This is a genomic window from Streptomyces sp. NPDC050388, from assembly GCF_040655635.1.
GTDB lineage: Bacteria > Actinomycetota > Actinomycetes > Streptomycetales > Streptomycetaceae > Streptomyces.
This window is the reverse complement of sequence record NZ_JBFAKH010000079.1, coordinates 1-22,710: the sequence shown is the minus strand read 5'-3', so window position 1 is coordinate 22,710 and position 22,710 is coordinate 1. Positions and strand designations below refer to the sequence as shown.

Genomic DNA, 22,710 nt, shown 5'->3' with positions numbered 1-22,710 from the left:
TTCAACGGTCGTCCGCGGGGCCGTCGGCCAAGCGCCGCACCAGCACGGCGAACGCCTCGCGCTCCGCCGGCGTGAGCCGCACCTCCTCCGCCCGCGGCCCCGTCCGCCGCTGACGCGGAATCGCGCGCAGCGCCCGAAGCGCCTGTCCCGCCGGGGCCGCGTACCCCGGCGCCGACCCGGAGCTCAGCCCCGGTCCCGGTTCCGGCTCCGGCCCCTGCCAGGGGTGAACGTCCCCGCCCCGCCCGCGTTCGCGTCCGCGCCGCAGGACACCGGCCAGGCCCACGGTGCAGGCCACGGCCACCACGGTGAGGACGGCGGTGCCCGCCATCCTCAAGATCGAGTCGTGCTCAGGCATGCGCCCCAGTACACACCACGGTCCGGGACTTTGGTCCCGGACCGTGGTGAACGTGATCTATATCGCAGTTGTCGTGAACGGCTGTGAATTACCTGGAGTGACCTATATGCACCCAGGGATCACCTATGCGCACCTAAAGGGGCAATCCGCCGCCCGTTCCCGTCCGCCGCGTCACGCGGCCACCGGCTGCTTCGCCTCGGCCGCCGAGGCCGCCGAGCCCTTGCCCGCGCTCGCGCCACCCGTTCCCGGAGCCGACTTGCGCAGGCTCTTCAGGACGATCACCAGAGCCGTCGTGACGCAGACACCCGCCGCGATGGCGACCAGGTAGAGGAACGGGTTGCCGATCAGCGGGACCACGAAGATACCGCCGTGGGGCGCGCGCAGGGTGGCGCCGAAGGCCATCGACAGGGCACCGGTGACCGCGCCGCCCACCATCGAGGCGGGGATCACGCGCAGCGGGTCGGCCGCCGCGAACGGGATCGCACCCTCGGAGATGAAGGAGGCGCCCAGGACCCAGGCGGCCTTGCCGTTCTCCCGCTCGGTCTGGTTGAAGAGCTTGCCGCGCACCGTGGTGGCCAGGGCCATCGCCAGCGGCGGAACCATACCGGCCGCCATCACCGCAGCCATGATCTTCATCGCGGAGTCGCTGGGGCTCGCGACCGCGATACCGGCCGTGGCGAAGGTGTACGCGACCTTGTTGACGGGGCCGCCGAGGTCGAAGCACATCATCAGGCCGAGCAGGGTGCCGAGCAGGATGGCGTTGGTTCCGGTGAGGCCGTTCAGCCAGTCGGTCATGCCCTTCTGCGCCGAGGCGATCGGCTTGCCGATCACCACGAACATCAGGAAGCCGACCACCGCCGAGGAGATCAGCGGGATCACCACCACCGGCATGATGCCGCGCAGCGCCGCCGGGATGCGCACCCGCTGGATCGCCAGCACGACCGCACCGGCGATCAGGCCGGACGCGAGGCCGCCGAGGAAGCCGGCGTTGATGGTGAGGGAGATCGCACCGCCGACGAAGCCGGGCACGAGTCCGGGTCGGTCGGCCATGCCGTAGGCGATGTAACCGGCCAGGACCGGGACGAGGAAGCCGAAGGCGACGCCGCCGATCTGGAAGAGCAGGGCGCCCCAACTGTCGGCCTGGGTCCACACGAAGTGTTCCATCACCGACGGCGCCTCGTTGATCTCATAGCCGCCGATCGCGAAGCCGAGGGCGATGAGAAGACCACCCGCCGCGACGAACGGGACCATGTAGCTGACGCCGGACATGAGCCACTTGCGCAGCTTGGTGCCGTAGCCTTCGCCGGGCTCACCGGCGCGGTCCACGGGCGTACCGGTGGATGCGGCGGCCGCGGTGACCTCACCGCGCTCGGCCTTGCCGCGGACCTCGTCGATCAGCTCGGCGGGACGGTTGATGCCCGCCTTGACGCCGGTGTCGACGGTCGGCTTCCCCGCGAAGCGCTCCTTCTCCCGGACCGGCACGTCGTGGGCGAAGATCACACCGTCCGCCGCCGCGATCACGGCCGGGTCGAGCCGCTCGAAGCCCGCCGAGCCCTGGGGCTCGACGGCGATCTCGATGCCCGCCTCCCGGCCGGCGTTCTCCAGCGCCTCGGCCGCCATGTACGTGTGGGCGATACCGGTGGGGCAGGAGGTGACGGCGACGATCCGGAAGGGACGCGCGTCCTCGCCCGCACCGGACGTGTCCGCCGCGTCGGTGGTACCCGTGGCGGCACCGGTGGAGGCCGCCACCGGTGCCGCCACGGAGTCTGCGGCGTCCGCGGTGCCCGTGACGTCTGCGGCACCGGCGGAGCTGTCGGAGCTGTCAGAGCTGTCGGCCCCGGCCGTACCCGCCGTGGGTGCCGTGGATACCGACTCGTCCGCCGCCGGCCGCTCGTCCCCGCGGACGAGCGCCGCCGCGCCCTCCGCGTCGCCGACCGACCGGAGCGCGTCGGTGAACTCGGCGTTCATCAGCTTCCGGGCCAACGACGAAAGGATCGTCAGGTGAGCGTCGTCCGCACCCGCCGGCGCGGCGATCAGGAAGATCAGGTCGGCGGGCCCGTCCGCGGCACCGAAGTCGATCCCGGCGGCGCTGCGCCCGAAGGCCAGCGTCGGCTCGGTGACGTGCTCGCTGCGGCAGTGCGGGATGCCGATGCCGCCGTCGAGGCCCGTCGGCATCTGGGCCTCACGGGCGGCCACGTCGGCGAGGAAACCCTCCAGGTCGGTCACCCGGCCGAGGGTCACCATCCGCTCGGCGAGGGCTCGCGCCGCCGCTTCCTTGGTGTCGGCGGACAGGTCGAGGTCGACCAGATCCGCGGTGATCATCTCGCTCATCGCGGGCTCCTTCGCACGCGTATCGCCCGGGGCGTGGGGTGGGCGAAAGGGACAACGGGGACGGTGATGCGGTGGGGGACGGTGGGGCTGCGGAGTCCGGCGCCGGGGCCGGCGCCCGAGGCAGCGGAGGCGGGGTGCGCGGCACGGGAGGTACGGGCATTCATGACACCGGCTCCTTCAGTGCACGGTCGACCGGAACCGTTGCCGTGACCGTCACCGCGGCCGGGTCCAGGTCGCCCGGCGTGGGCATCACGCTGCCGGGTGTCTGGACGGCCGCCGCTCCGTGGGCGAGCGCCGAGGCGAGCGCCTCCGGCCCGTGCCCGCCGGCGATGAGGAAGCCGGAGAGCGAGGAGTCGCCCGCGCCCACGTTGCTGCGGACGACGTCCACCCGGGCGGTGCCGAACCAGGTGCCGTTCTCGTCGACGAGCACCTGCCCGTCGGCGCCCAGGCTGGCGAGCACGGCGCGGGCACCCATCTCGCGCAGCTCCCCGGCCGCCTTCACCGCGTCGCCGACGGTGGCCAGGGGGCGTCCGACGGCCTCGGCGAGTTCCTCGGCGTTCGGCTTCACCACGTCGGGCCGCTCGCGCAGCGCCGCGGCCAGCGCGGGCCCGGAGGTGTCCAGGGCGATGCGCACTCCGGAGGCGTGCGCCCGTGCGACCAGCTCGGCGTACCAGGAGGGGTCCAGGCCGCGCGGGAGGCTGCCGCAGCAGGCGATCCAGTCGGCACCCCGCGACCGCAGGTGGACCGTCTCCAGGAGCAACTCCTGTTCGTCCGCCGTCAGTTCCGGACCGGGCGCATTGATCTTCGTCAGGACGCCGTCCGCCTCGGCGAGCGCGATGTTGGAGCGGGTGGCACCGGCCACCGGAACCGGAGCGACCTCGATGCCCTGCGCGTCCAGCAGTTCGGCGACCAGGGCGCCCGGGGCGCCGCCCAGGGGCAGGACGGCCACGGTGCGCCGGCCGGCCGCGGCGACGGCGCGGGAGACGTTGACTCCCTTGCCGCCCGGGTCCACGCGTTCGCCGGTGGCCCGGATGACCTCGCCGCGGTCCAGCGCGGGGACCTCGTACGTACGGTCCAGGGACGGGTTGGGGGTGACGGTGAGGATCATGCACGCACTACTTCCGTGCCGCCGCGCTCGATCGCGAGGGCGTCTTCGGGGCTCAGCCCGCTGTCGGTGATCAGCAGGTCCACGTCGTTCATGCCGCCGAAGCGGGCGAAGTGCTCCTGGCCGTACTTGGAGGAGTCGGCGAGCAGCACCACGCGACGGGCGGCCGCCATGGCCGCGCGCTTCACCGCGGCCTCGGCGAGGTCGGGGGTGGTCAGACCGTGTTCGACGGAGTAACCGTTGGCCGCGACGAACAGCACGTCCGCGCGGATCTCGCCGTACGCGCGCAGCGCCCAGGCGTCCACGGCGGCACGCGTACGGTGCCGCACACGGCCGCCGATCAGGTGCAGTTGGATGCCGGGGTGGTCGGCGAGGCGGGCCGCGACGGGCAGGCTGTGGGTGACGACGGTGAGCGAGAGCTCCACCGGCAGGGAGCCGGCGAACAACGCCACCGTCGAACCGGCGTCGACGATCATCGTGCCCTCGTTCGGAAGTTCCGCGAGGGCGGCCTTGGCGATGCGCTCCTTCTCGGCGGCGGCGGTCGTCTCGCGCTCGGCGAGGTCCGGCTCGAGGTCGAGGCGCCCCACGGGGATGGCCCCGCCGTGCACCCTGCGGACCAGGCCCGCGCGATCGAGGGACTTCAGGTCCCGGCGGATCGTCTCCGCCGTCACCTGGAAGTGCTCAGCCAGCGAGACCACATCCACCCGGCCGCCGTCACGGGCGAGCCGCAGGATCTCCTGCTGCCGCTCCGGTGCGTACATGCCCACTCACCTCCGCCAATGCCCGAACGCGTGGTTTCCCTTCGAAGGCTACGGCGAGATGCCCGAAAAGTAAACAGAAACGGATCCAAGCGGGCGCGAACGGACTTCTGTTTGTGTCTGTTCTCTACTGACGCCCTCCGATGGCGGCACGGGAACGGGCAGACGGATGACCGAAACAGGTCAGACCGTGTCCTGGTTCCGCGACACCCTCGAACCCATGACGACGGACACCCCCGCCCGGCTCCTCCAGCTCCTCTCCCTCCTCCAGACGCCCCGCGAATGGCCCGGCGGCGAACTCGCCGACCGTCTCGGTGTGTCCCGCCGCACGATCCGGCGGGACATCGACCGGCTGCGCGACATCGGATACCCGGTGCGGGCGACGCTGGGCTCGGGCGGCGGCTACCGACTGGTCGCGGGCAAGGCGATGCCGCCGCTGGTGCTCGACGACGAGGAGGCGGTGGCCATCGCGGTCGGACTGCGCGCCGGCGCCGGGCACGCCCTGGAAGGCGTGGAGGAGGCCTCCGTGCGGGCGCTGGCCAAGCTGGAGCAGGTGCTGCCCGGCAGGCTGCGCCACCGGGTGACCACGCTCCAGGTCGCCACCACCCTGCTGAGCAGCGGGGACGGTCCGACCATCGCGCCCGAGACGCTGACCGTCATGGCTGCCGCGGTGGCCGGGCGGGAACGGCTGCGGTTCGCCTACCGGGCGGCCGACGGCACCGAGTCCCGGCGCCTGACGGAGCCGTACCGGCTGGTGTCGACCGAGCGGCGCTGGTACCTCGTGGCGTACGACCTCGACCGCGCCGACTGGCGCACGTTCCGCGTCGACCGGGTGAGCGAGCCGTTCGCGACCGGGGCGAGGTTCACGCCGCGCGAGCTGCCGACCGGGAGCGCGGCGGAGTACCTGCGGCAGTCCATGCACCGCGCGCAGGAGTCGTACGACCTCGACGTCACCTTCGCCGCACCGGCCGAGGCCGTCGCGTCGCGGCTGCCGGGCCGGCTGGGCACGCCCGAGCCGCTGGACGAGCACAGCTGCCGGCTGCGCACGACGATGGGCGGCCCCACGGACTGGACAGCGGTACGCCTGGCCATGCTCGGCTACGACTTCACGGTGCGGGAACCAGCGGAACTGGTGGAGAGCGTAAGGAAGTTGGGGGCGCGGATGACGAGGGCGGCGGCGGGGCGGTGAAGGAAGGAAACGCGGACTTCCACCGTCAGGGCATCGCCGTCAGGACAGCGCCGTCAGATCGCCCCAAGGGAAGTCCCGTAGCACCGCGAGGTTGGCCAGGGCCAGTCCCGCCGGCCCCTGCGGGCCCTCGGCGGGGGCGTCGCTCGCCGCCCAGCCCTCCGTCGCCGTGCGCACGGCGGCACTGGCGACGGCGGCGGCGAAGCGCAGCCGCGTATCCACGGCAACGTCGGCGAAGGGGAGTTGACCACCCGTCACCCGGTTCTCCCCCGACCCGCCGACCGGCAGCCGCGACGCCAGCGCCTCCGCCAGCGCACGCTCCGACGCCTGGCACACCTCCGCCCACACCCGGCACAGGGACGGATCGGTGTGTGCCAGCCGGATCAGGGTGCGCATCCACGCCCAGGAGGCCTCCGACACCCCGACACCCGGCGTCAGGGTGTACCGCACGGCGCCCTCCAGGGCCTGCGGCACGGATGTTCCGGGCGGCGCCGTCCGCACCGCCTCCACCCAGCGCCGGGCCCCGGCCTCGTAGAGGGGGGTGATGGCCTCTTCCTTGGTGGCGAAGTACCGGTAGAAGGTGCGTGGGGCGATGCCCGCCGCCCGGGCGATGTCCTCGGCGCGGGTGGCCCGCAGTCCCTCACGGACGAAGAGGCCGGCCGCCGCGCGGGCGATCTCCATACGGGTCTCGGCCTTGCGCCGCTCGGTCAGTGAGGCCCGCGGCGCCGACGACGGCGTCGAAGGCGTGGGGGTGCTGCACACGCCCAGCAGGCTATGCCCATGTGGCACAATCTGCCATCTGGCGGGCCACCCCGGGGTTCAGGTTCGGGGTGGCCCGTTTTCCTGTTCGTCCGGCAGGGGCTCCGGTGGGAATGGGAAAGGCCGGGCCCGGCACCCGGGGGGAGGGCGCCGAACCCGGCTCGGGAAGTCCCGGCGCCGGGGGGGTGGTGCGACGGGACGTGGCTCAGAAGGCCCAGGGGGACAAGACCCCGAGACCCGAACACCCGGGCCTTGCCTTCTTGTTCCCTGGGCTCAGGGGGTTGAAGCAGCGTCACGGCGTCAGGTTTGCGCCGTCTTTCACCACCCCATGCTCACGGCGGCGCCACAGCAGCCCTTTTCTTTCCTGCGCCGCGCCGGCATTACGCCACCGCGTCGAAACCGGTGTCGCGGGCCAGCTTCTTCAGTTCCAGCAGCGCGTGCTTCTCGATCTGGCGGATGCGCTCACGGGTCAGGCCGTGCTGCTTGCCGACCTCGGTCAGCGTGCGCTCCCGGCCGTCCTCGATGCCGTACCGCATCTTGATGATGGAGGCCGTGCGCTGGTCGAGGCGGCCTATGAGGTCGTCCAGTTCCTCGCTGCGCAGCAGCGTCATCACCGACTGCTCCGGCGACACCGCCGACGTGTCCTCCAGGAGGTCGCCGAACTGGGTCTCCCCCTCGTCGTCCACCGGCATGTTCAGCGAGACCGGGTCGCGGGCCCAGTCGAGCACGTCCGTCACCCGCTCCGGGGTGGAGCCGAGCTCGGCGGCGATCTCCGCGGGCTCGGGGTCCCGGCCGTACTCGCGGTTGAACTCGCGCTGTACTCGTCGGATCCGGCCCAGCTCCTCCACCAGGTGGACGGGCAGGCGGATGGTGCGGGACTGGTCGGCGATCGACCGCGTGATGGCCTGACGGATCCACCAGGTGGCGTAGGTGGAGAACTTGAAGCCCTTGCGGTAGTCGAACTTCTCGACCGCGCGCACCAGGCCGGCGTTGCCCTCCTGGATCAGGTCCAGCAGCGGCAGACCGCTGCGGGGGTAACGACGGGCGACCGCGACGACCAGACGCAGGTTGGAACGGATGAAGACGTCCTTGGCCCGCTCACTCGCGTCGTACAGCGCCTGGAGCTCCTCGGTGGTGGCTCCCACCGTGTTCTCCTCGGTGCCGTCGAGGATCTGCCGTGCGAACACACCCGCTTCGATGATCTGGGACAGCTCGACTTCCTTGGCTGCGTCGAGCAGCGGCGTGCGCGCGATCTCGTCGAGGTACATCCCGACCAGGTCACGGTCGGCTATCTCGCCGCGATGGGCGCGAACACTGCTTGCCGAGTCGGCCGTCTCGCCGGAGGCGGACTTACGACGGGCGACGGCACGGGTTGCCATGCTTGCTCCCTTACGATGATGAGTCAGCGGGTGGTTCCTGCGGATACTCGGCACGTACGGTCAGGTCTGCGTCTCGGTCTCATGCGGACTCTGCTCGAGTGCCCGGCATCTGCTGGAAACAACGACTGGAATCCGGACAGAATTCCCAACCTGCCCCCCGAATTTTCTGATCATGCAGTACCCTGTCGGGCCGCAGGGGACGCGGACGCCGTCGCCCTGTGCGAACGCCCAGGTCAGGCCGGGAGCCGAGGGCGATCTGACACCGCTCACCGATCCGTGGGACCAGGACGCGTGTGAGACGGCAATCACGCTCGACACCGCGGTCCTCACCCCGGAGGAGCACCGCACCGCCCCGCTCCCGACTGCTCTCTCCCCTGTAGACGGCCCGTACCGCCCGATGGTTGTCACGGAGCCGCCCCGGGCGGTACCGGGTGGCAGGCACCGGGCGCTCCGGCCGCCCACCACCGCCACCCGTCACCCGTGCGTCCGGGCACCCGTCACCACAGCCTCAGACCTCAGGCCTCAGCCGAACTGGACCGACCGCTTCGCCAGCCCCAGCCAGAACCCGTCGATCACCGACTTCTGCGCGTCCAGGTCGCCGGCGGCGTCCGCGGCGCCCATGGTCACGAAGAGCGGTGCGAAGTGCTCGGTGCGCGGGTGGGCGAGCGCGCCCGCCGGGGACTTGCGGGTGAAGTCGAGCAGCCCGTCCACGTCACCGGCGTCCAGGGCCCGGTGCCCCCAGTCGTCGAACTCCGTCGACCACCTGGGGATGCCGCCCTGCCGCAGCGCGGCCAGGTTGTGGGTGAAGAACCCGGAACCGATGATCAGCACGCCCTCGTCACGCAGCGGCGCGAGCTTCCGTCCGATGTCCATGAGCTTCACCGGGTCCAGCGTCGGCATGGAGACCTGGAGCACCGGGATGTCGGCCCCGGGGAACATCTCGACCAGCGGGACGTAGGCGCCGTGGTCCAGCCCGCGGTCGGGAACGTCCTGCACGGGAGTGCCGGGGGCGCGCAGCAGCTTGCGTACGGATTCGGCGAGCGCCGGAGCGCCGGGGGCGCCGTACTTCACCTGGTAGTAGTGCTCCGGGAAGCCCCAGAAGTCGTAGACGAGGGGGACCGTCTCGGTGGCGCCGAGGGCGAGCGGGGCCTCCTCCCAGTGGGCGGAGACGACGAGGATCGCCTTCGGGCGGGGCAGTTCGGCGGACCAGGCAGCCAGCTGACCGGGCCAGATGGGGTCGTCGGCCAGCGGCGGGGCGCCGTGGCTGAGGTACAGCGCGGGCATGCGTTCCTGAGTGGCGGCGGTCATGGCTGCGACTCCTTCCGGTGATCGGTACAGATCTGTCCCGAGTTCGCAGGGACAGTGATGTTTTTTACTTGAACTCTCAACCTCTATCCTAGACCCTATCGTAATTTTGTTTAACCTTCAAGCAGAAGCGTCGTACAGTGGAGTACATGACGACGGCACCCACATCCGCATCGGCCCCGGGTTCGGCCCCCGACCCGGCGCGCACCGACGAACCACGCTGGCTCAGCGACGAGGAACAGCGCGTCTGGCGCTCGTACATCGAGGCCAGCACCCTCCTGGAGGACCACCTCGACCGCCAGCTCCAGCGGGACGCGGGCATGCCGCACCTCTACTACAGCCTGCTCGTCAAACTCGCCGAGGCACCACGGCGGCGGCTGCGGATGACCGAGCTGGCGATGCTGGCGAAGATCACCCGCTCCCGGCTCTCGCACGCCGTGGCCCGCCTGGAGAAGAACGGCTGGGTGCGCCGCGAGGACTGCCCCTCCGACAAGCGCGGCCAGTTCGCCGTCCTGACGGACGAGGGCTTCGAGGTGCTGCGCCGGCACGCGCCCGGTCACGTGAACGCCGTACGGCAGGCGCTCCTCGACCGACTCACCCCCGAACAGCAGAAGTCCCTCGGCGAGATCATGGAGATCATCGCCGAGGGACTCCAGCCCAGCGAAGCGGGTGCGGACCTGCCCTGGCTCCGCTGAGCGCGGGAGCCGGGGCAGGTCCTGGGAGCCGTACGGACGAGGCGTCCCCTCCCCATCCGTACGGGTGGACCGAGGGGACGGCGGTCAGTGGGCGACGACCGGCACCGCCGCTTCCCCCTGAGCGCCCTCGGTGCCCCCCGCGCCCCGGCCCGCCCCGTCGGAGGACCCGGTGACCGTGGTTCCCGGGCGGCCCGCGTCGACGAGGGTCAGGGCGATGACCGCGGCCAGGACGAGGATGCCGACGGCGAACCAGATCGCGCTGGTGTAGCCCTGCACCATGCCCTCGAGCCGCACCAGCTGCTGGGACCGGCCCGCGGCGCCGCCGATGTGGTCGGCGATGTAGGACGTGGTGGCCGAGGCCGCGATCGTGTTCAGCAGGGCCGTGCCGATCGCGCCGCCCACCTGCTGCGAGGTGTTGACCATCGCGGAGGCGACGCCCGCGTCCCGGGGCTCGACGCCCTGGGTGGCCAGCGACATGGCCGGCATGAACGCCGTACCCATGCCGAGACCGAGCAGCAGCATGCCGGGCAGCAGTACGGCGGCGTAGGAGGAGCCGATCTCCATCCGGGTCAGCAGCAGCATGCCGACGGCGGCGACCAGGAAGCCGGGGCCCATCAGCAGCCGGGGCGCGACCCGGGTCATCAGGCGGGCGCCGATCTGGGTGGAGCCCGTGATCATGCCCGCGACCATCGGCAGGAAGGCGAAACCGGTCCTGACCGGCGAGTAGCCCTTCACGACCTGCAGGTAGTAGGTCAGGAAGAGGAACAGGCCGAACATCGCGATGATCGCCAGGCCGAGTGAGAGGTAGACCCCGCCGCGGTTGCGCTCGGTGATCACGCGCAGCGGCAGCAGCGGCGCCCTGACCCGGGACTCGACCAGGACGAACGTCAGGAGGAGGACGGCCGACGCGACGAACATGCCGACGGTCAGCGAGTCGCTCCAGCCCTCGGACTCGGCGCGGGTGAAGCCGTAGACGAGCGCGACCAGGCCCAGGGTGGACAGCACCACGCCGGGGATGTCCAGCGGCGAGCGGTTGCGGCCGCCCTTCGGCTCACGGATGACGAAGTACGCGCCGACCGCGGCGACGACGGCGAACGGGATGTTCACGAAGAACGTCCAGCGCCAGTCCAGGTACTCGGTGAGGAAGCCGCCGAGGATCAGGCCGACGGCGCCGCCGCCACCGGCGATCGCGCCGTAGATGCCGAACGCCTTGGCGCGCTCCCTGCCGTCGGTGAACATCACCGCGAGCAGCGACAGCGCGGCCGGCGCGAGCAGCGCGCCGAACACGCCCTGCAGCGCGCGGGCGCCGAACATCATGACCTCGTTGGTGGCCGCGCCGCCCAGCGCGGAGGCCGCGGCGAAGCCGCCCAGACCGAGCACGAAGGCCCGCCTGCGGCCCCACAGGTCCGCTGTTCGCCCGCCGAACAGCAGCAGTCCGCCGAAGGCGAGGGCGTAGGCCGTGACGACCCACTGCCGGTTGCCGTCGGAGATGCCCAGGTCCTGCTGGGCGGAGGGCAGGGCGATGTTCACGATGGTGGCGTCCAGGACGACCATCAACTGGGCGAGCGCGATGAAGACGAGCGCTTTCCAGCGGTTGGCGTCCGGTGCGTTCCGTGCTCCTGGTGTGTTCCGTGCTCCCGGTACGCCGGGGGACTTTGACGCTGTTTCAGACATGGGGGTACCCACTTCGGAACTTCGTGACGGAAAATTCAGAGCTTGCGATGAAAAAACGATGTCGTCAGGGAACGACTCGCCCACGGGGGACGGCCGTTGAGGCAGCTCTACGGGTCTTGGTCTGGAACTCGGTCTGAAGGTCGGACTGGAACTCGGACTGGGAATCGGACGGGATCTCGGTCAGGGAGCGCTCAGTGCGCGCGCAGGTCCTCCACTGTCACCGCCGCGCCCGGCAGGACACCGCGGGCCGGGGCCCGCATCCCGTCCAGGAACAGCTGAAGATGGCGGTGGACGAACCGGTCGGCGTCGAGGCACCCCGTACCGGCCGGCGGCCGGCTGAGCTGGGCGATGCCGACCAGCAGATCACCGAAGTCCACATCGGCACGGAGCTGACCCGCCGCCTTGGCGCGGTCCATGATCTGTGCGACGAGCCCCTCGGCACGTACACGCGCGGCCCCCAGATCGGGGTGGTTCTGGTCGAAGGTGCCGGCGATCATCGGGCACAACGCGCTGATCCGCTCATCGGCGGCGGTGTGCGCGAAGCGCTCCAGCGCCTCGAAGGCATCCCCGGTCTCGGCGAGTGCACGCTCGGCCGCCTCCGCCGTACGGTCCATCACGGCGCACACGACCTCGCGCACCAGCGCGTCGCGGTCGGGGAAGTTGCGGTACACCGTGGCATTGCCCACGCCGGCCCGGCGGGCGATGTCGTCGAACGGCACGTCGGGACCGAACTCGACGAACATCTCCCGGGCGGCGGTGACGATCCGCTCCCGGTTGCGCAGGGCGTCGGCACGGGGCCGGGACACCTTGCGCGATACGGAAGGGGCGGTCTGCACGATGCACTCCTGTCGCTCTGCCTGCCGGTGCTCTGCTCACCGGCGTTCTGCTCACTGATGCTCTGCTCGCTCTCGCGATCCGGGGAAGAACTCCCCGCTTCACGCGAACACAGATCCAAACGGGGAAACAGTCCCCGCTTATTTCCCGCCCGGGAAATTCCTAATATGACCTGAGTCACATTCACGCGGGCGTCCGCCACCACCCCCCACCCCGTCCCACCCCGCTCCTCCCAGCCCCTCCCGCCCCGCTTCTCCCCCCTCCCGCCCCGCTTCCCCGGAAACCGCACGATCGGCCCCTCCAACGCGCGCCCTCGCACCCCACGACAGAGGGTGATCGAAAGGGTGCAGTCGGAGACCGGCGGCTGCCGTGTGGAGCGGAGGTCCCCCGCATGCAGGCGCAGCCGACCAGCAGCCGGATATCCCCGCGCCGACTGGCCGCCCTGGCGTCCGTGACCGCATTGACCCTCGCCGTCATACCCTCGGCCGGCAACGGCCACCTCTCCCCGTACACCTCGGCCCCCGGCCCCAGTGCCCTGGCCCCCTCCTCCTCACACGGCCCGTGCATGATCAGCAGCGCCCGCAAGGTGCAGATGTCGGAGGGCATACCCACGGACGCCGGCTACACCCGCTCCACCGGCACCGTCCGCGCCCTCACCCTCATGGTCGACTTCTCGGACGCCCCCGGCGAGGGCGATGCCCTCGACCGCTACAGGGAGTTCTTCCCGCAGACGCAGGAGTGGTTCCGGACCAGTTCGTACGGCCGCCTCGACTACCGCCCCGAGCTGCCGATCCCCGGCTGGCTGCGGATGCCCAAGTCGTTCCGGGACTACGGCATAGAGCGCGGCGCCCCCTTCGAACCCGACTACCGCGAACTGGTCCGGGACCTCGTGGCAAAGGCGGACCCGAAGGTCGACTTCGGCACGTACGACCTGCTGAACGTACTGGTGACCCCGAACGCGGGGCCCTCCGCCCTGGACACGGTCCTGTCGGTGACCTTCGCGGGCAACGCGGAGGCCCCGACGGCGGACGGCGTGCCCATCGCCAACGCATCGTTCGTCTACTCCCGGCAGGACGACGGCTCCGGCTCCCTGGACCGCACCGGTTACCGCGTCCTCCCCCACGAGAACGGCCACGTCTTCGGTCTGCCCGACCTCTACACGGCCGAGGGCGGCGGCGCCGTGGGCCACTGGGACATCATGAGCGAGGACTGGGGCGCCAACAACGACCTGCTCGGCTGGCACAAGTGGAAACTGGGCTGGCTGGACGCGCCCCAGGTGCACTGCGCGGCGGGCACGGGCACCCGTGAGTACACCCTGACACCGCTGGCCGAGTCGGGCGGCCCGAAACTCGTCTTCCTCCCGCTGGACACCAGCTCCGGCTACGCCGTCGAGTTCCGCACCCGGGCCGGCAACGACGAGGCGGTGTGCCGCCCCGGCATCCTCATCTACAAGGTCGAGGCGGACGTCGACACCGGAATGGGCCCCATCACGGTCTACGACTCCCGCCGGAACAGCGGCGGCTGCACCCGTAGCCCCAACGTCCACGCGGAACTCTCCGACGCCACCTTCACCCCCGGCGAGACCTTCATCGACCGCAAGGCGGGAATCCGCGTCAAGGTCCTGGAGCCGGCCACCCCGAACACGGACTCGGCCTCCGACACGGGTTCCGGCACGGGCTCCGGCTCGAGAACGCCGGAGTACCGAGTGCAGATCACCCGAGCCTGACCCCTCGTCCGAGGCCCGCGCGGATGCCCGGCCGGGCGGGTGGGGGCTCGCTTCCGCCGTCGAAAACAGGCGGCGCGGAAAGGAAGCGGGCAGCAAACGGGCACCGTTCCGAGCGGACCGGGTGGGGATCATGCTCCGTTCTTGGCCGAAGAAGGCCCCTGTCTGCGGGAACAGGCACGGCGAAGCAGGCACATCCGGTCACGGAACGCATGACGTTTTGCCTGGTCATAACCCTGGGCGTAGCCATAAATAGTCCGCAAGAGTCCGAACGGACCGGACTCTGTGGGGCGCGATCGCGCCACACCGGAAACGGCCCGACCGGGTGTCGGCCCGAGTCGCGCAGGGGAGGTGCCACCGTGGACGCCGAAGAACGCCGACGCTCCATCCTGGAAGCGACGCGCCGGGCCGGCTCGGTGGACGTCGCCAGGACGGCCGCCGACCTGGGCATCTCCAAGGAAACCGTACGGCGCGACCTGAACCTGCTGGCGGCTCACGAGCTGGTGCGGCGAACCCACGGCGGCGCCTACCCCGTCGAGAGCGCCGGCTTCGAGACGACGCTCTCCTACCGCACCACCAGCCAGGTCAGGGAGAAGTCGCGGATCGCCGCCGCGGCCGTGGGCCTGCTCGGTGACGCGAAGACGGTGTACATCGACGAGGGCTACACCCCGCAGCTCATCGCCGCCGGCCTGCCTCGCGACCGGCCGCTGACCGTGATCACCTCCTCCCTCGCCGCGGCCGGCACCCTGGCCTCCGTCGAGAACATCACCGTGCTGCTGCTCGGTGGCCGCGTCCGCGGCGCCACGCTGGCGACCGTCGACCACTGGGTGACCCACACGCTGTCCGACCTCGTCATCGACCTGGCCTACGTCGGCGCGAACGGCATCTCCCGCCAATGGGGGCTCACCACCCCGAACCCCGCGGTGAGCGATGTGAAGACACAGGTCATGGCTGTTTCCCGACGCCGGGTGTTCTCGGGCGTCCACAACAAGTTCGGAGCGGCCAGCTTCTGTCGTTTCGCCGGGATCGGGGACCTGGAGGCGATCGTCACCGACACCGGACTCCCCGCCGCCGAAGCCCGTCGCTACGTCCTCCTGGGACCGCAGGTCATCCGGGTCTGACCCACGGCTCTCCCCCACACACGCCACCCACCACGCATCACACACCACGCACGCGCCACTCGCCCGACCGGGCGCGGGCCTTCCACGCCCTCGAACACCTCTGGAGCCAACCATGCCCACCCACAAGACCACCCGAGTCCGGAGAACCACCCGCGCCGTGCTCGTCGCCGTCTCCGCCGGTTCACTGCTGGCCGCGTGCAGCGGGGCCGGCAGGTCGGGTTCGGAGGCCGGGGGCGAGAGCATCAACGTCCTCATGGTCGGCAACCCGCAGATGGAGGACATAGCGAAGCTGACGAAGGACACCTTCACCAAGGACACCGGCATCAAGGTGAACTTCACGATCCTTCCCGAGAACGAACTGCGCGACAAGGTCACCCAGGACATCGCCACCCAGGCCGGCCAGTACGACGTCGCCACCATCGGCGCCTACGAGGTGCCCATCTGGAACGAGAACGGCTGGCTGCAGGAGCTGAGCTCCTACGCCGAGAAGGACTCCGCCTTCGACAAGGACGACCTGCTCAAGCCCATGGTCCAGTCCCTGTCCGGCGACGACGACAAGCTGTACGCGCTTCCGTTCTACGGCGAGTCGTCCTTCCTCATGTACAACAAGGAGGTCATGGCGGAGAAGGGCATCACCGTGCCCGAGAGGCCGACCTGGCAGCAGATCGCCGACATCGCCGCCAAGGCCGACGGCGCGCGCCCCGGCATGAAGGGCATCTGTCTGCGCGGCCTGGCCGGCTGGGGCGAACTCGGCGCGTCACTGTCGACCGTGGTCAACACCTTCGGCGGCACCTGGTTCACCGAAGACTGGAAGGCCCGGGTCAACAGCGCCGAGTTCAAGAAGGCGACCGACTTCTACGTCGACCTGGTCAGGAAGCACGGCCAGTCGGGCGCCGCGCAGTCCGGGTTCACCGAGTGCCTCAACGCGATGAGCCAGGGCAAGGTCGCGATGTGGTACGACGCGACCAGTGCGGCGGGACCGCTGGAGGACCCCGGCTCCAGCAAGATCGCGGGCAAGGTCGGCTACGCCTACGCGCCGGTGGACAGGACGGACAGCTCCGGCTGGCTGTGGACCTGGGCGTGGGCGATGCCGAAGACCACCAAGAAGGCCGACGCCGCCTCGAAGTTCATGCTCTGGGCGTCCGGCAAGGAGTACGAGAAGCTCGTCGGCGAGAAGCTGGGCTGGTCGCGTGTTCCCGCCGGGAAGCGGGCCAGCACCTACGAGATCCCCCAGTACAAGAAGGCGGCGGCGGCCTTCGGTGACATCACCCTCAAGTCCATCGAGCAGGCGAACCCGACGAACCCCGGTGTGCAGCCGCGGCCCACGGTGGGCGTCCAGTTCGTGGCCGTCCCCGAGTTCCAGGACCTCGGCACCAAGGTGACGCAGGACATCTCCGCGGCCATCGCGGGCAAGACCAGCGTGGACAAGGCCCTGGACAACGGCCAGAAGCTCGCGGAGGAAGTCGCCAAGAACTACCGGTGACCCGCCCGGTCACCCTCCGGTGAATCCCGCTGCCCGTCGGACGCCGACGCCCTGACGGGCAGCGCCCCCGCCGCGGTGCCCGGTACGCCCTCCTCCGCACCGGCGGACGCCACCCCGTCGGCGTCCGCCGACCGGGCACCGCTCCTTCCCCACCCCCGGCCGCGCTCGGCTGCGACCGGCCGGCTCAAGGACCCCTCATGACCACGCTCACCCCCGCACCCCGAACGGTGCGCACAGACCCCCCGCCCCGGCCGGGCAAACGGGAGACGCCGCACAAATGGCGGCGGCGCATCCCACTGCTTCCGGCGCTGATCTTCACGATCGTCGTGACCCAGCTGCCGTTCGTGGCCACACTCGTCATCTCGACCTTCCAGTGGAACATCCTCAAGCCGGGCGAACGGCACTTCACCGGCCTGTCCAACTACGGCTTCGTCTTCACCGACGAGAGGCTGCGCACGGCGGTGCTGAACACCATCGTGCTCACCGCGTCGGTGGTGATCCTCAGTGTGGTCCTCGGGCTGGGGCTGGCGCTCCTCCTCGACCGCCGCTTCCCCGGCCGGGGCCTGGCCCGCACCCTGCTCATCACACCGTTCCTGGTCATGCCGGTCGCCGCCGCGCTGCTGTGGAAGCACGCCATCTACAACCCCGACTACGGCCTCCTCAACGGCACCCTCAACGCGGTGTACCGCCTCTTCGGAGCCGAGAGCGGCCCCACCGTCGACTGGGTGTCGAACTCCGCGATGCCGGCCGTCGTCGTCGCGCTGGTGTGGCAGTGGACCCCGTTCATGATGCTCATCCTGCTGGCCGGGCTCCAGGCCCAGCCCGGCGACGTGCTGGAGGCCGCCCGGGTCGACGGCGCCTCGGCCCGGCAGACCTTCCGCCACATCACCCTGCCCCACCTGCGGCAGTACATCGAACTGGGCGTCCTGCTCGGCACCATCTACGTCGTGCAGACCTTCGACGCGGTCTTCACCATCACCCAGGGCGGCCCCGGCTCGCAGACCACCAACCTCCCCTACGAGATCTACCTGACCATGTTCCGCAAGTACGAGTACGGCGAAGCGGCCGCCGCCGGCGTGGTCGTGGTGATCGGCTCCATCGTCGTCGCCACGTTCGCCCTGCGCACCATCGCGTCGCTGTTCCGCGAGGAGGTCTCCCGGTGACCACCACCCAAGCGGCGCCGGACGCCACTCCCGCAACCGGGCGCAAGAAGTTCCTCCGCCGCAAGAACGACCGCAGCGGTCAGGGCGGTCAGGGCGACTCACCGCAGCTGACCCCGGTGTGGGCCTTCGTCGCCTGGCTCGCCACCCTGGTCTTCTTCGCCCCGGTGGCCTGGATGGTGCTGACCAGCTTCCACCAGGAGGCCGACGCCGCCACCAACCCGCCCAGCCTGCTGGCGCCCTTCACCCTGGACCAGTACGAACTGCTGCTGGGCCGGGACATCACCCCGTACCTTCTCAACTCGGCCATGGCGAGCGTCATTTCGACACTCCTCGTCCTCGCCCTGGCGATTCCGGCGGCCTACGCGCTGTCCATCAAGCCGGTCGAGAAGTGGACCGACGTGATGTTCTTCTTCCTGTCGACGAAGTTCCTGCCCGTCATCGCGGCGCTGCTGCCGGTGTACCTGATCGCCAAGGACGCCGGGATGCTGGACAACGTCTGGACGCTGATCGCCCTCTACACCGCCATGAACCTGCCGATCGCGGTGTGGATGATGCGCTCCTTCCTCGCCGAAGTCCCCAAGGAGATCCTGGAGGCCGCCGAGGTCGACGGCGCCGGACTCCCCACCGTGCTGCTGCGCATCGTCGCCCCCGTCGCCATGCCCGGGGTCGCCGCCACCGCGCTGATCTGCTTCATCTTCAGCTGGAACGAGTTCCTGTTCGCCGTCAACCTCACCGCCACCAAAGCCTCCACCGCCCCGGTGTTCCTCGTCGGGTTCATCACCAACGAGGGTCTCTTCCTCGCCCGTCTGTGCGCCGCCGCCACCCTGGTGTCCCTGCCCGTCCTCATCGCCGGCTGGGCCGCCCAGGACAAGCTGGTCCGCGGTCTGTCCCTAGGAGCAGTCAAGTGAAAGCCGCCCTCATCGAAGCCCCCGGCAAGGTCACCGTCACCACGGTCCCCGACCCCACCCCGGGACCGCGCGACGTCGTGGTGGACGTGGCCGCCTGCGGGCTGTGCGGCACCGACCTGCACATCCTCCAGGGCGAGTTCGCGCCCACCCTGCCCATCGTGCCGGGCCACGAGTTCGCCGGCGAGGTCGTCGGCCTCGGCAGCGCGGTCACCGAACTCGCCCTCGGCGACCGGGTCGCCGTGGACCCCTCCCTGTACTGCCACGAGTGCCGCCACTGCCGCACCGGCCACAACAACCTGTGCGAACGCTGGGCCGCGATCGGCGTCACCACCGCGGGCGGCGCCGCCCAGTACGCGGTGGCCCCGGCGGCCAACTGCGTCAAGCTGCCCGACCACGTCCGCACCCAGGACGCCGCCCTGATCGAACCGCTGTCCTGCGCGGTGCGCGGTTACGACGTCCTGCGCTCCCGCCTCGCCGCCCACGTCCTGATCTACGGCTCGGGCACCATGGGCCTGATGATGCTGGAGCTGGCCAAGCGGACCGGCGCGGCCCGGGTGGACGTCGTCGACGTCAACCCCGACCGCCTCGCCACCGCCCGCCGGCTCGGCGTCTCCGCCACCGCCACCGCCGCGGACGAGCTGGACCGGCCGCAGGGCTGGGACCTCGTGATCGACGCCACCGGCAACGCGGCCGCCATCCAGGACGGGCTGGAGCGGGTGGCCAAGGCCGGCACCTTCCTGCAGTTCGGCGTCGCCGACTACGCCACCCGGGTGACCATCGACCCGTACCGCATCTACAACCAGGAGATCACCATCACCGGCTCGATGGCCGTGCTGCACAGCTACGAGCGGGCCGCGGACCTCTTCGCGACGGGGGTCCTGGACCCGGACGTCTTCATCAGCGACCGCATCCCGCTCGACCGCTACCCGCAGGCACTGGAGCAGTTCGCAGCGGGCCAGGGCCGAAAAATCCTCATCACCCCCTGACGCGGGACGAGGGGGCCGGGCGGACACCCGTCCGGCCCCCTCATCACCCCCTGCCCTTATACCGACGCCTCTCACCGGTACGTATCCGCTACGCTGTCCCTGGTCGGTCACCGGTACGCCGCGCCCCGCAACCGAGCAATACCGCGGAGCACCCCGCACCATGTCCAACCAGTGGGCTCGCCCCCTCACAGGGGACGCCTTCGCCTTCGTAGCTCAGGGGATAGAGCACCGCTCTCCTAAAGCGGGTGTCGCAGGTTCGAATCCTGCCGGGGGCACAGAAGAAAGGGCCAGCTCAGGAGGGTTTTCCTCCCAGGCTGGCCCTTCGTCGTGTTCGGGGTCGTGCCACACTCGTGCCACTAATGCCACGTGGATGCCACATCTCCCAAGGAGCGCCCCGGACAATCAGTGACCGCACCCGTGCTTGGTGGCTACTCAGTAATCGCTCGCCACTACAACGAAGAGGCACGCGACGACCGCGACCACACAGAGAACGGCGATGGTGATCAGCACACAGCCGAGCGCTCCTGCAGTCCAGGCGATCGCTGACCAGCCGAACCGTGTCGCCCGTTCGGCCCGCTGGACTGCTTCGTGGTAATCACTGTCGTCGTACCAGCCGCGATCACCCATGATTCCCCCCTCTGACGGACCCTACAGTCCGGCTGTCTCGTCGTAGACAGGCGATGCTTGGTCCGTAGGGAAGGCAATGGCACGATCGCACCCTTCCTTCTAGGCAGGAGCGTCTCCTCCGCTTCTGCGGATCATGACTCCGAGCCGGTCGGCGATGGCCCGGTCCCGGTCGCTGGTCATGTGCTGATAGATCAGCGCGGCCCGGGAGCTGCTGTGGCCCATGTCTAGTCCCAGGTGATGTTTGACGTTCCGGTCCCAGCTGTTGCCTGACGGCGGGCCTAGACAACATCGGAAACCCTGGGGGGCCTGTTCGCCTTCACGTTGCGGACCGGGACGTCGGTGGTGCGCCGGATCACCCGCACCTGGCCGTCCAGCTCGACGGTGATCGTCGTGTCCGACACATGCACCGTCACCGTCTGCCCCGCATAGGGGCGGCCGAGGGAGACGGTCTGGCGGCAGACCATCACCGTGCCCACCGCGCTGACCCGCCGCTGCACCCGCACCGGCTCGACACGGGGCCGTGGCGGCGGTCCGGCCGGCCGCAGACCCCGCAGCCCGCGGACCTCCTCACCGGTCAGCGGGTTGGGCCGGATCCGCAGCAGCTCCCGCGAGGACGGGTCGAAAAACGACAGCGTCTCGTCGTCGATCCGGATACCCACCCGACGCCCGCCGAGGATCTCCGCCGCCAGCACCTGGCGCCCGCCCAGCCCCACCAGCCCGCTGTTGTTCACCGTCCGGTCCACCTCGAACGCGGCCCCATCCCCGGCCGGAAGCGGCGGTGGCCCGGCCGCACGACCGCCCCGAGCGGCCAGCCGCCCCAGGTCCGCCACCGACAGATGCGACCGCACGGTCTTGATCCGCGTCCCGGCGATCAGCAGATGGATCACCGAGGTGTCGGCCCAGAACGTCACCGTCAGCCCCGAACGAGCCGGCCCCAGCCAGAACTGCTCGCCCGCGACCTGCAGATTCCCACTCGCCGGCACCACCCGCTCGAACTCCACCGGCACTGCCGCTGGCACCGGCTCCGGCGGGCCGGCCGACACGGGCATCACGTCGACCGGTTCCGGCTCCGCGGACGGTGTCCGCTGCGGCGGCACCAGCCCGAGCACCCCGGGCACCCTCAAGCTCAGCACGTCCCACTCCCGCTCGGGCACCGGGGTGAACCGGTCTCCCGGGGACTGCATGTCCAGCGCCTGATGCGGACGCAGCGAGTTGTACTCCTGCACCCACGCATCCAGTGCCGCCTGGGCTTCTTCGATGCTCTCGAAGGCCCCGCAGTCGTCGAGGAGTTCACGCCGCAGCGTCTGATGGAACCGCTCCACCTTGCCCGTCGTGGCCGGCGAGGCCGGCCGGGTCAGCCGGTGCGCGATCCCGTTCTCCCGGCAGATCCGGTCGAACAACACCTCACCGCCGTGCCCGAACCGGTCGGTGAACTGCTTGCCGTTGTCGGTCAGCACCTCCTCCGGCACCCCGAACCTCTGCAGGGCCCCGGCGAACGCCGCGCAGACCGCGCGCCCGGTCGCCCGCTCCACCACTGATGCGATCACGCAGTACCGGGAGTGGTCATCCACCCCGGTCACGACCTTGGCTTCGGTCAGTTCGCCGGTCAGCGGGTCGACCAGCATCACCCCGCCGACGATGTCCATCTGCCACAACTGCATCGGCGCATCCCGCTGCCAGCGCTGGTAATCCGACCGCTTCCGGCGCCGGGCTCCGGGTTCCACCAGCCCATGCCGGACCAGAATCCGATACACGGTCATCCGCGAGGGCACCGGCGCGACTGCCCCGGACCGCTCCAGCACGAACGCGATCCGCCGCGGACCCCACTTCGGGTGCTTGCGCCGCAGCTCACACACCGCCGCCTCCACCTCGGCAGACGCCTGATGCGGACACGAGGCCGGCCTGCGCGACCGGTCCGCCAGCCCCGCCAGGCCCGAGGCCGCATACCGGGACTTCCACCCGCTGACCGTCTGGCGGGATACCCCCAGCGACGCGGCGACCTCCGTCACCGTCGCACCCGCCAGCACCGCAAGCACAGCCCGGTATCTCTGCTCGACAACCGACAACTCCACCAGCGCCAATCCCGGCCTCCTGCCACGCACCGCCACGACGCGCACAGAAAAGCCGAACACGGCCACCGTCAGCCATCAGCTGGGACCGAAGTGTCAAGCATCTACCGGGACCGGACACCACCCCGACCAACGACTGAGTTACAACCTTCTTCACCAGTTCAAGGCCCGCGCACGGCGCGGGCGCGCGCCGCCTCTGCGGCGCGGCCTGCCTCCTGAGATCGGGAGAGCGTCGGGTGGGGTGAGAGT

General features: G+C 70.5%; 20 protein-coding genes and 1 tRNA gene. 9 read left to right on the top strand and 12 right to left on the bottom strand.

The window, feature by feature from the left end; all coding sequences use genetic code 11:
• Position 1 precedes the first annotated feature (1 nt).
• The 4 genes from AB0I73_RS32310 to AB0I73_RS32295 form a co-directional block, all read right to left on the bottom strand.
• Positions 2–355: a hypothetical protein gene (locus tag AB0I73_RS32310; RefSeq protein WP_363043378.1), complete on the bottom strand. Its 354-nt coding sequence runs from the start codon at positions 353–355 to the stop codon at positions 2–4.
• Positions 356–526: 171 nt separating this feature from the next.
• Positions 527–2,686 carry a fructose-specific PTS transporter subunit EIIC gene (locus tag AB0I73_RS32305; RefSeq protein WP_363043376.1) on the bottom strand — a complete coding sequence of 720 codons (2,160 nt, stop codon included), beginning with the start codon at positions 2,684–2,686 and terminating at the stop codon, positions 527–529.
• Between the two features lie 160 nt (positions 2,687–2,846).
• Complete coding sequence (gene pfkB / locus AB0I73_RS32300; protein ID WP_363043374.1) at positions 2,847–3,794, bottom strand: 1-phosphofructokinase; 948 nt, start codon at positions 3,792–3,794, stop codon at positions 2,847–2,849.
• A complete protein-coding gene (locus tag AB0I73_RS32295; protein WP_363043372.1) occupies positions 3,791–4,552 on the bottom strand; it encodes a DeoR/GlpR family DNA-binding transcription regulator in 762 nt (253 codons plus the stop codon). The genes pfkB and AB0I73_RS32295 overlap by 4 nt, the downstream gene beginning before the upstream one ends.
• 217 nt (positions 4,553–4,769) lie before the next feature.
• Here AB0I73_RS32295 and AB0I73_RS32290 point away from each other — a divergent pair, with 217 nt between their 5' ends.
• Complete coding sequence (locus tag AB0I73_RS32290) at positions 4,770–5,738, top strand: WYL domain-containing protein (RefSeq protein ID WP_363043370.1); 969 nt, start codon at positions 4,770–4,772, stop codon at positions 5,736–5,738.
• Positions 5,739–5,777: 39 nt separating this feature from the next.
• On the opposite strand, the gene AB0I73_RS32285 is transcribed toward AB0I73_RS32290, so the two are convergent.
• From AB0I73_RS32285 to AB0I73_RS32275, 3 genes are all read right to left on the bottom strand, one after another.
• The gene (locus AB0I73_RS32285) at positions 5,778–6,416 is read right to left on the bottom strand and encodes a TetR family transcriptional regulator (RefSeq protein WP_363043396.1); all 639 of its coding nucleotides are present in this window, start codon (positions 6,414–6,416) and stop codon (positions 5,778–5,780) included.
• Positions 6,417–6,874: 458 nt separating this feature from the next.
• Positions 6,875–7,873 carry a sigma-70 family RNA polymerase sigma factor gene (locus AB0I73_RS32280; protein ID WP_363043368.1) on the bottom strand — a complete coding sequence of 333 codons (999 nt, stop codon included), beginning with the start codon at positions 7,871–7,873 and terminating at the stop codon, positions 6,875–6,877.
• A gap of 522 nt (positions 7,874–8,395) precedes the next feature.
• Positions 8,396–9,181 carry a class III extradiol ring-cleavage dioxygenase gene (locus AB0I73_RS32275; RefSeq protein WP_363043366.1) on the bottom strand — a complete coding sequence of 262 codons (786 nt, stop codon included), beginning with the start codon at positions 9,179–9,181 and terminating at the stop codon, positions 8,396–8,398.
• 146 nt (positions 9,182–9,327) lie between these two features.
• Between AB0I73_RS32275 and AB0I73_RS32270 the strand changes: the two genes are divergently transcribed.
• Positions 9,328–9,873, top strand: a complete 546-nt coding sequence (locus tag AB0I73_RS32270; RefSeq protein WP_363043364.1) for a MarR family transcriptional regulator — start codon at positions 9,328–9,330, stop codon at positions 9,871–9,873.
• Positions 9,874–9,957: 84 nt separating this feature from the next.
• Here AB0I73_RS32270 and AB0I73_RS32265 read toward each other — a convergent pair whose 3' ends face one another.
• Both AB0I73_RS32265 and AB0I73_RS32260 read right to left on the bottom strand, forming a co-directional pair.
• Positions 9,958–11,547, bottom strand: coding sequence for an MFS transporter (locus AB0I73_RS32265; RefSeq protein ID WP_363043362.1), 1,590 nt, complete (start codon positions 11,545–11,547; stop codon positions 9,958–9,960).
• A gap of 191 nt (positions 11,548–11,738) precedes the next feature.
• Positions 11,739–12,383: a helix-turn-helix domain-containing protein gene (locus tag AB0I73_RS32260; protein WP_363043360.1), complete on the bottom strand. Its 645-nt coding sequence runs from the start codon at positions 12,381–12,383 to the stop codon at positions 11,739–11,741.
• Between the two features lie 389 nt (positions 12,384–12,772).
• On the opposite strand from AB0I73_RS32260, the gene AB0I73_RS32255 reads away from it, so the two are divergent.
• The 7 genes from AB0I73_RS32255 to AB0I73_RS32225 all read left to right on the top strand — a co-directional run bounded on the left by AB0I73_RS32255 (position 12,773) and on the right by AB0I73_RS32225 (position 20,040).
• A complete protein-coding gene (locus AB0I73_RS32255) occupies positions 12,773–14,107 on the top strand; it encodes a M6 family metalloprotease domain-containing protein (RefSeq protein ID WP_363043358.1) in 1,335 nt (444 codons plus the stop codon).
• A 356-nt stretch (positions 14,108–14,463) separates the two neighbouring features.
• Entirely contained in the window at positions 14,464–15,225 is a 762-nt protein-coding gene (locus AB0I73_RS32250) for a DeoR/GlpR family DNA-binding transcription regulator (protein WP_363043356.1), read from the top strand.
• A gap of 112 nt (positions 15,226–15,337) precedes the next feature.
• On the top strand, positions 15,338–16,708 hold the full coding sequence (locus AB0I73_RS32245; protein WP_363043354.1) for a sugar ABC transporter substrate-binding protein: 1,371 nt from the start codon (positions 15,338–15,340) through the stop codon (positions 16,706–16,708).
• A gap of 197 nt (positions 16,709–16,905) precedes the next feature.
• Positions 16,906–17,871, top strand: a complete 966-nt coding sequence (locus tag AB0I73_RS32240; RefSeq protein WP_363043352.1) for a sugar ABC transporter permease — start codon at positions 16,906–16,908, stop codon at positions 17,869–17,871.
• Between the two features lie 116 nt (positions 17,872–17,987).
• A complete protein-coding gene (locus AB0I73_RS32235; protein WP_363043394.1) occupies positions 17,988–18,779 on the top strand; it encodes a carbohydrate ABC transporter permease in 792 nt (263 codons plus the stop codon).
• A complete protein-coding gene (locus AB0I73_RS32230) occupies positions 18,776–19,765 on the top strand; it encodes a zinc-dependent alcohol dehydrogenase family protein (protein WP_363043351.1) in 990 nt (329 codons plus the stop codon). The genes AB0I73_RS32235 and AB0I73_RS32230 overlap by 4 nt, the downstream gene beginning before the upstream one ends.
• Before the next feature lie 202 nt (positions 19,766–19,967).
• A tRNA-Arg gene (locus AB0I73_RS32225) sits at positions 19,968–20,040 on the top strand.
• Positions 20,041–20,197: 157 nt separating this feature from the next.
• Here the strand turns inward: AB0I73_RS32225 and AB0I73_RS32220 are convergent.
• From AB0I73_RS32220 to AB0I73_RS32210, 3 genes are all read right to left on the bottom strand, one after another.
• Complete coding sequence (locus AB0I73_RS32220) at positions 20,198–20,392, bottom strand: hypothetical protein (protein ID WP_363043349.1); 195 nt, start codon at positions 20,390–20,392, stop codon at positions 20,198–20,200.
• Positions 20,393–20,491: 99 nt separating this feature from the next.
• On the bottom strand, positions 20,492–20,614 hold the full coding sequence (locus AB0I73_RS32215) for an integrase (protein WP_363043347.1): 123 nt from the start codon (positions 20,612–20,614) through the stop codon (positions 20,492–20,494).
• A gap of 56 nt (positions 20,615–20,670) precedes the next feature.
• Entirely contained in the window at positions 20,671–22,473 is a 1,803-nt protein-coding gene (locus tag AB0I73_RS32210; protein ID WP_363043345.1) for an IS481 family transposase, read from the bottom strand.
• Positions 22,474–22,710: the final 237 nt, after the last annotated feature.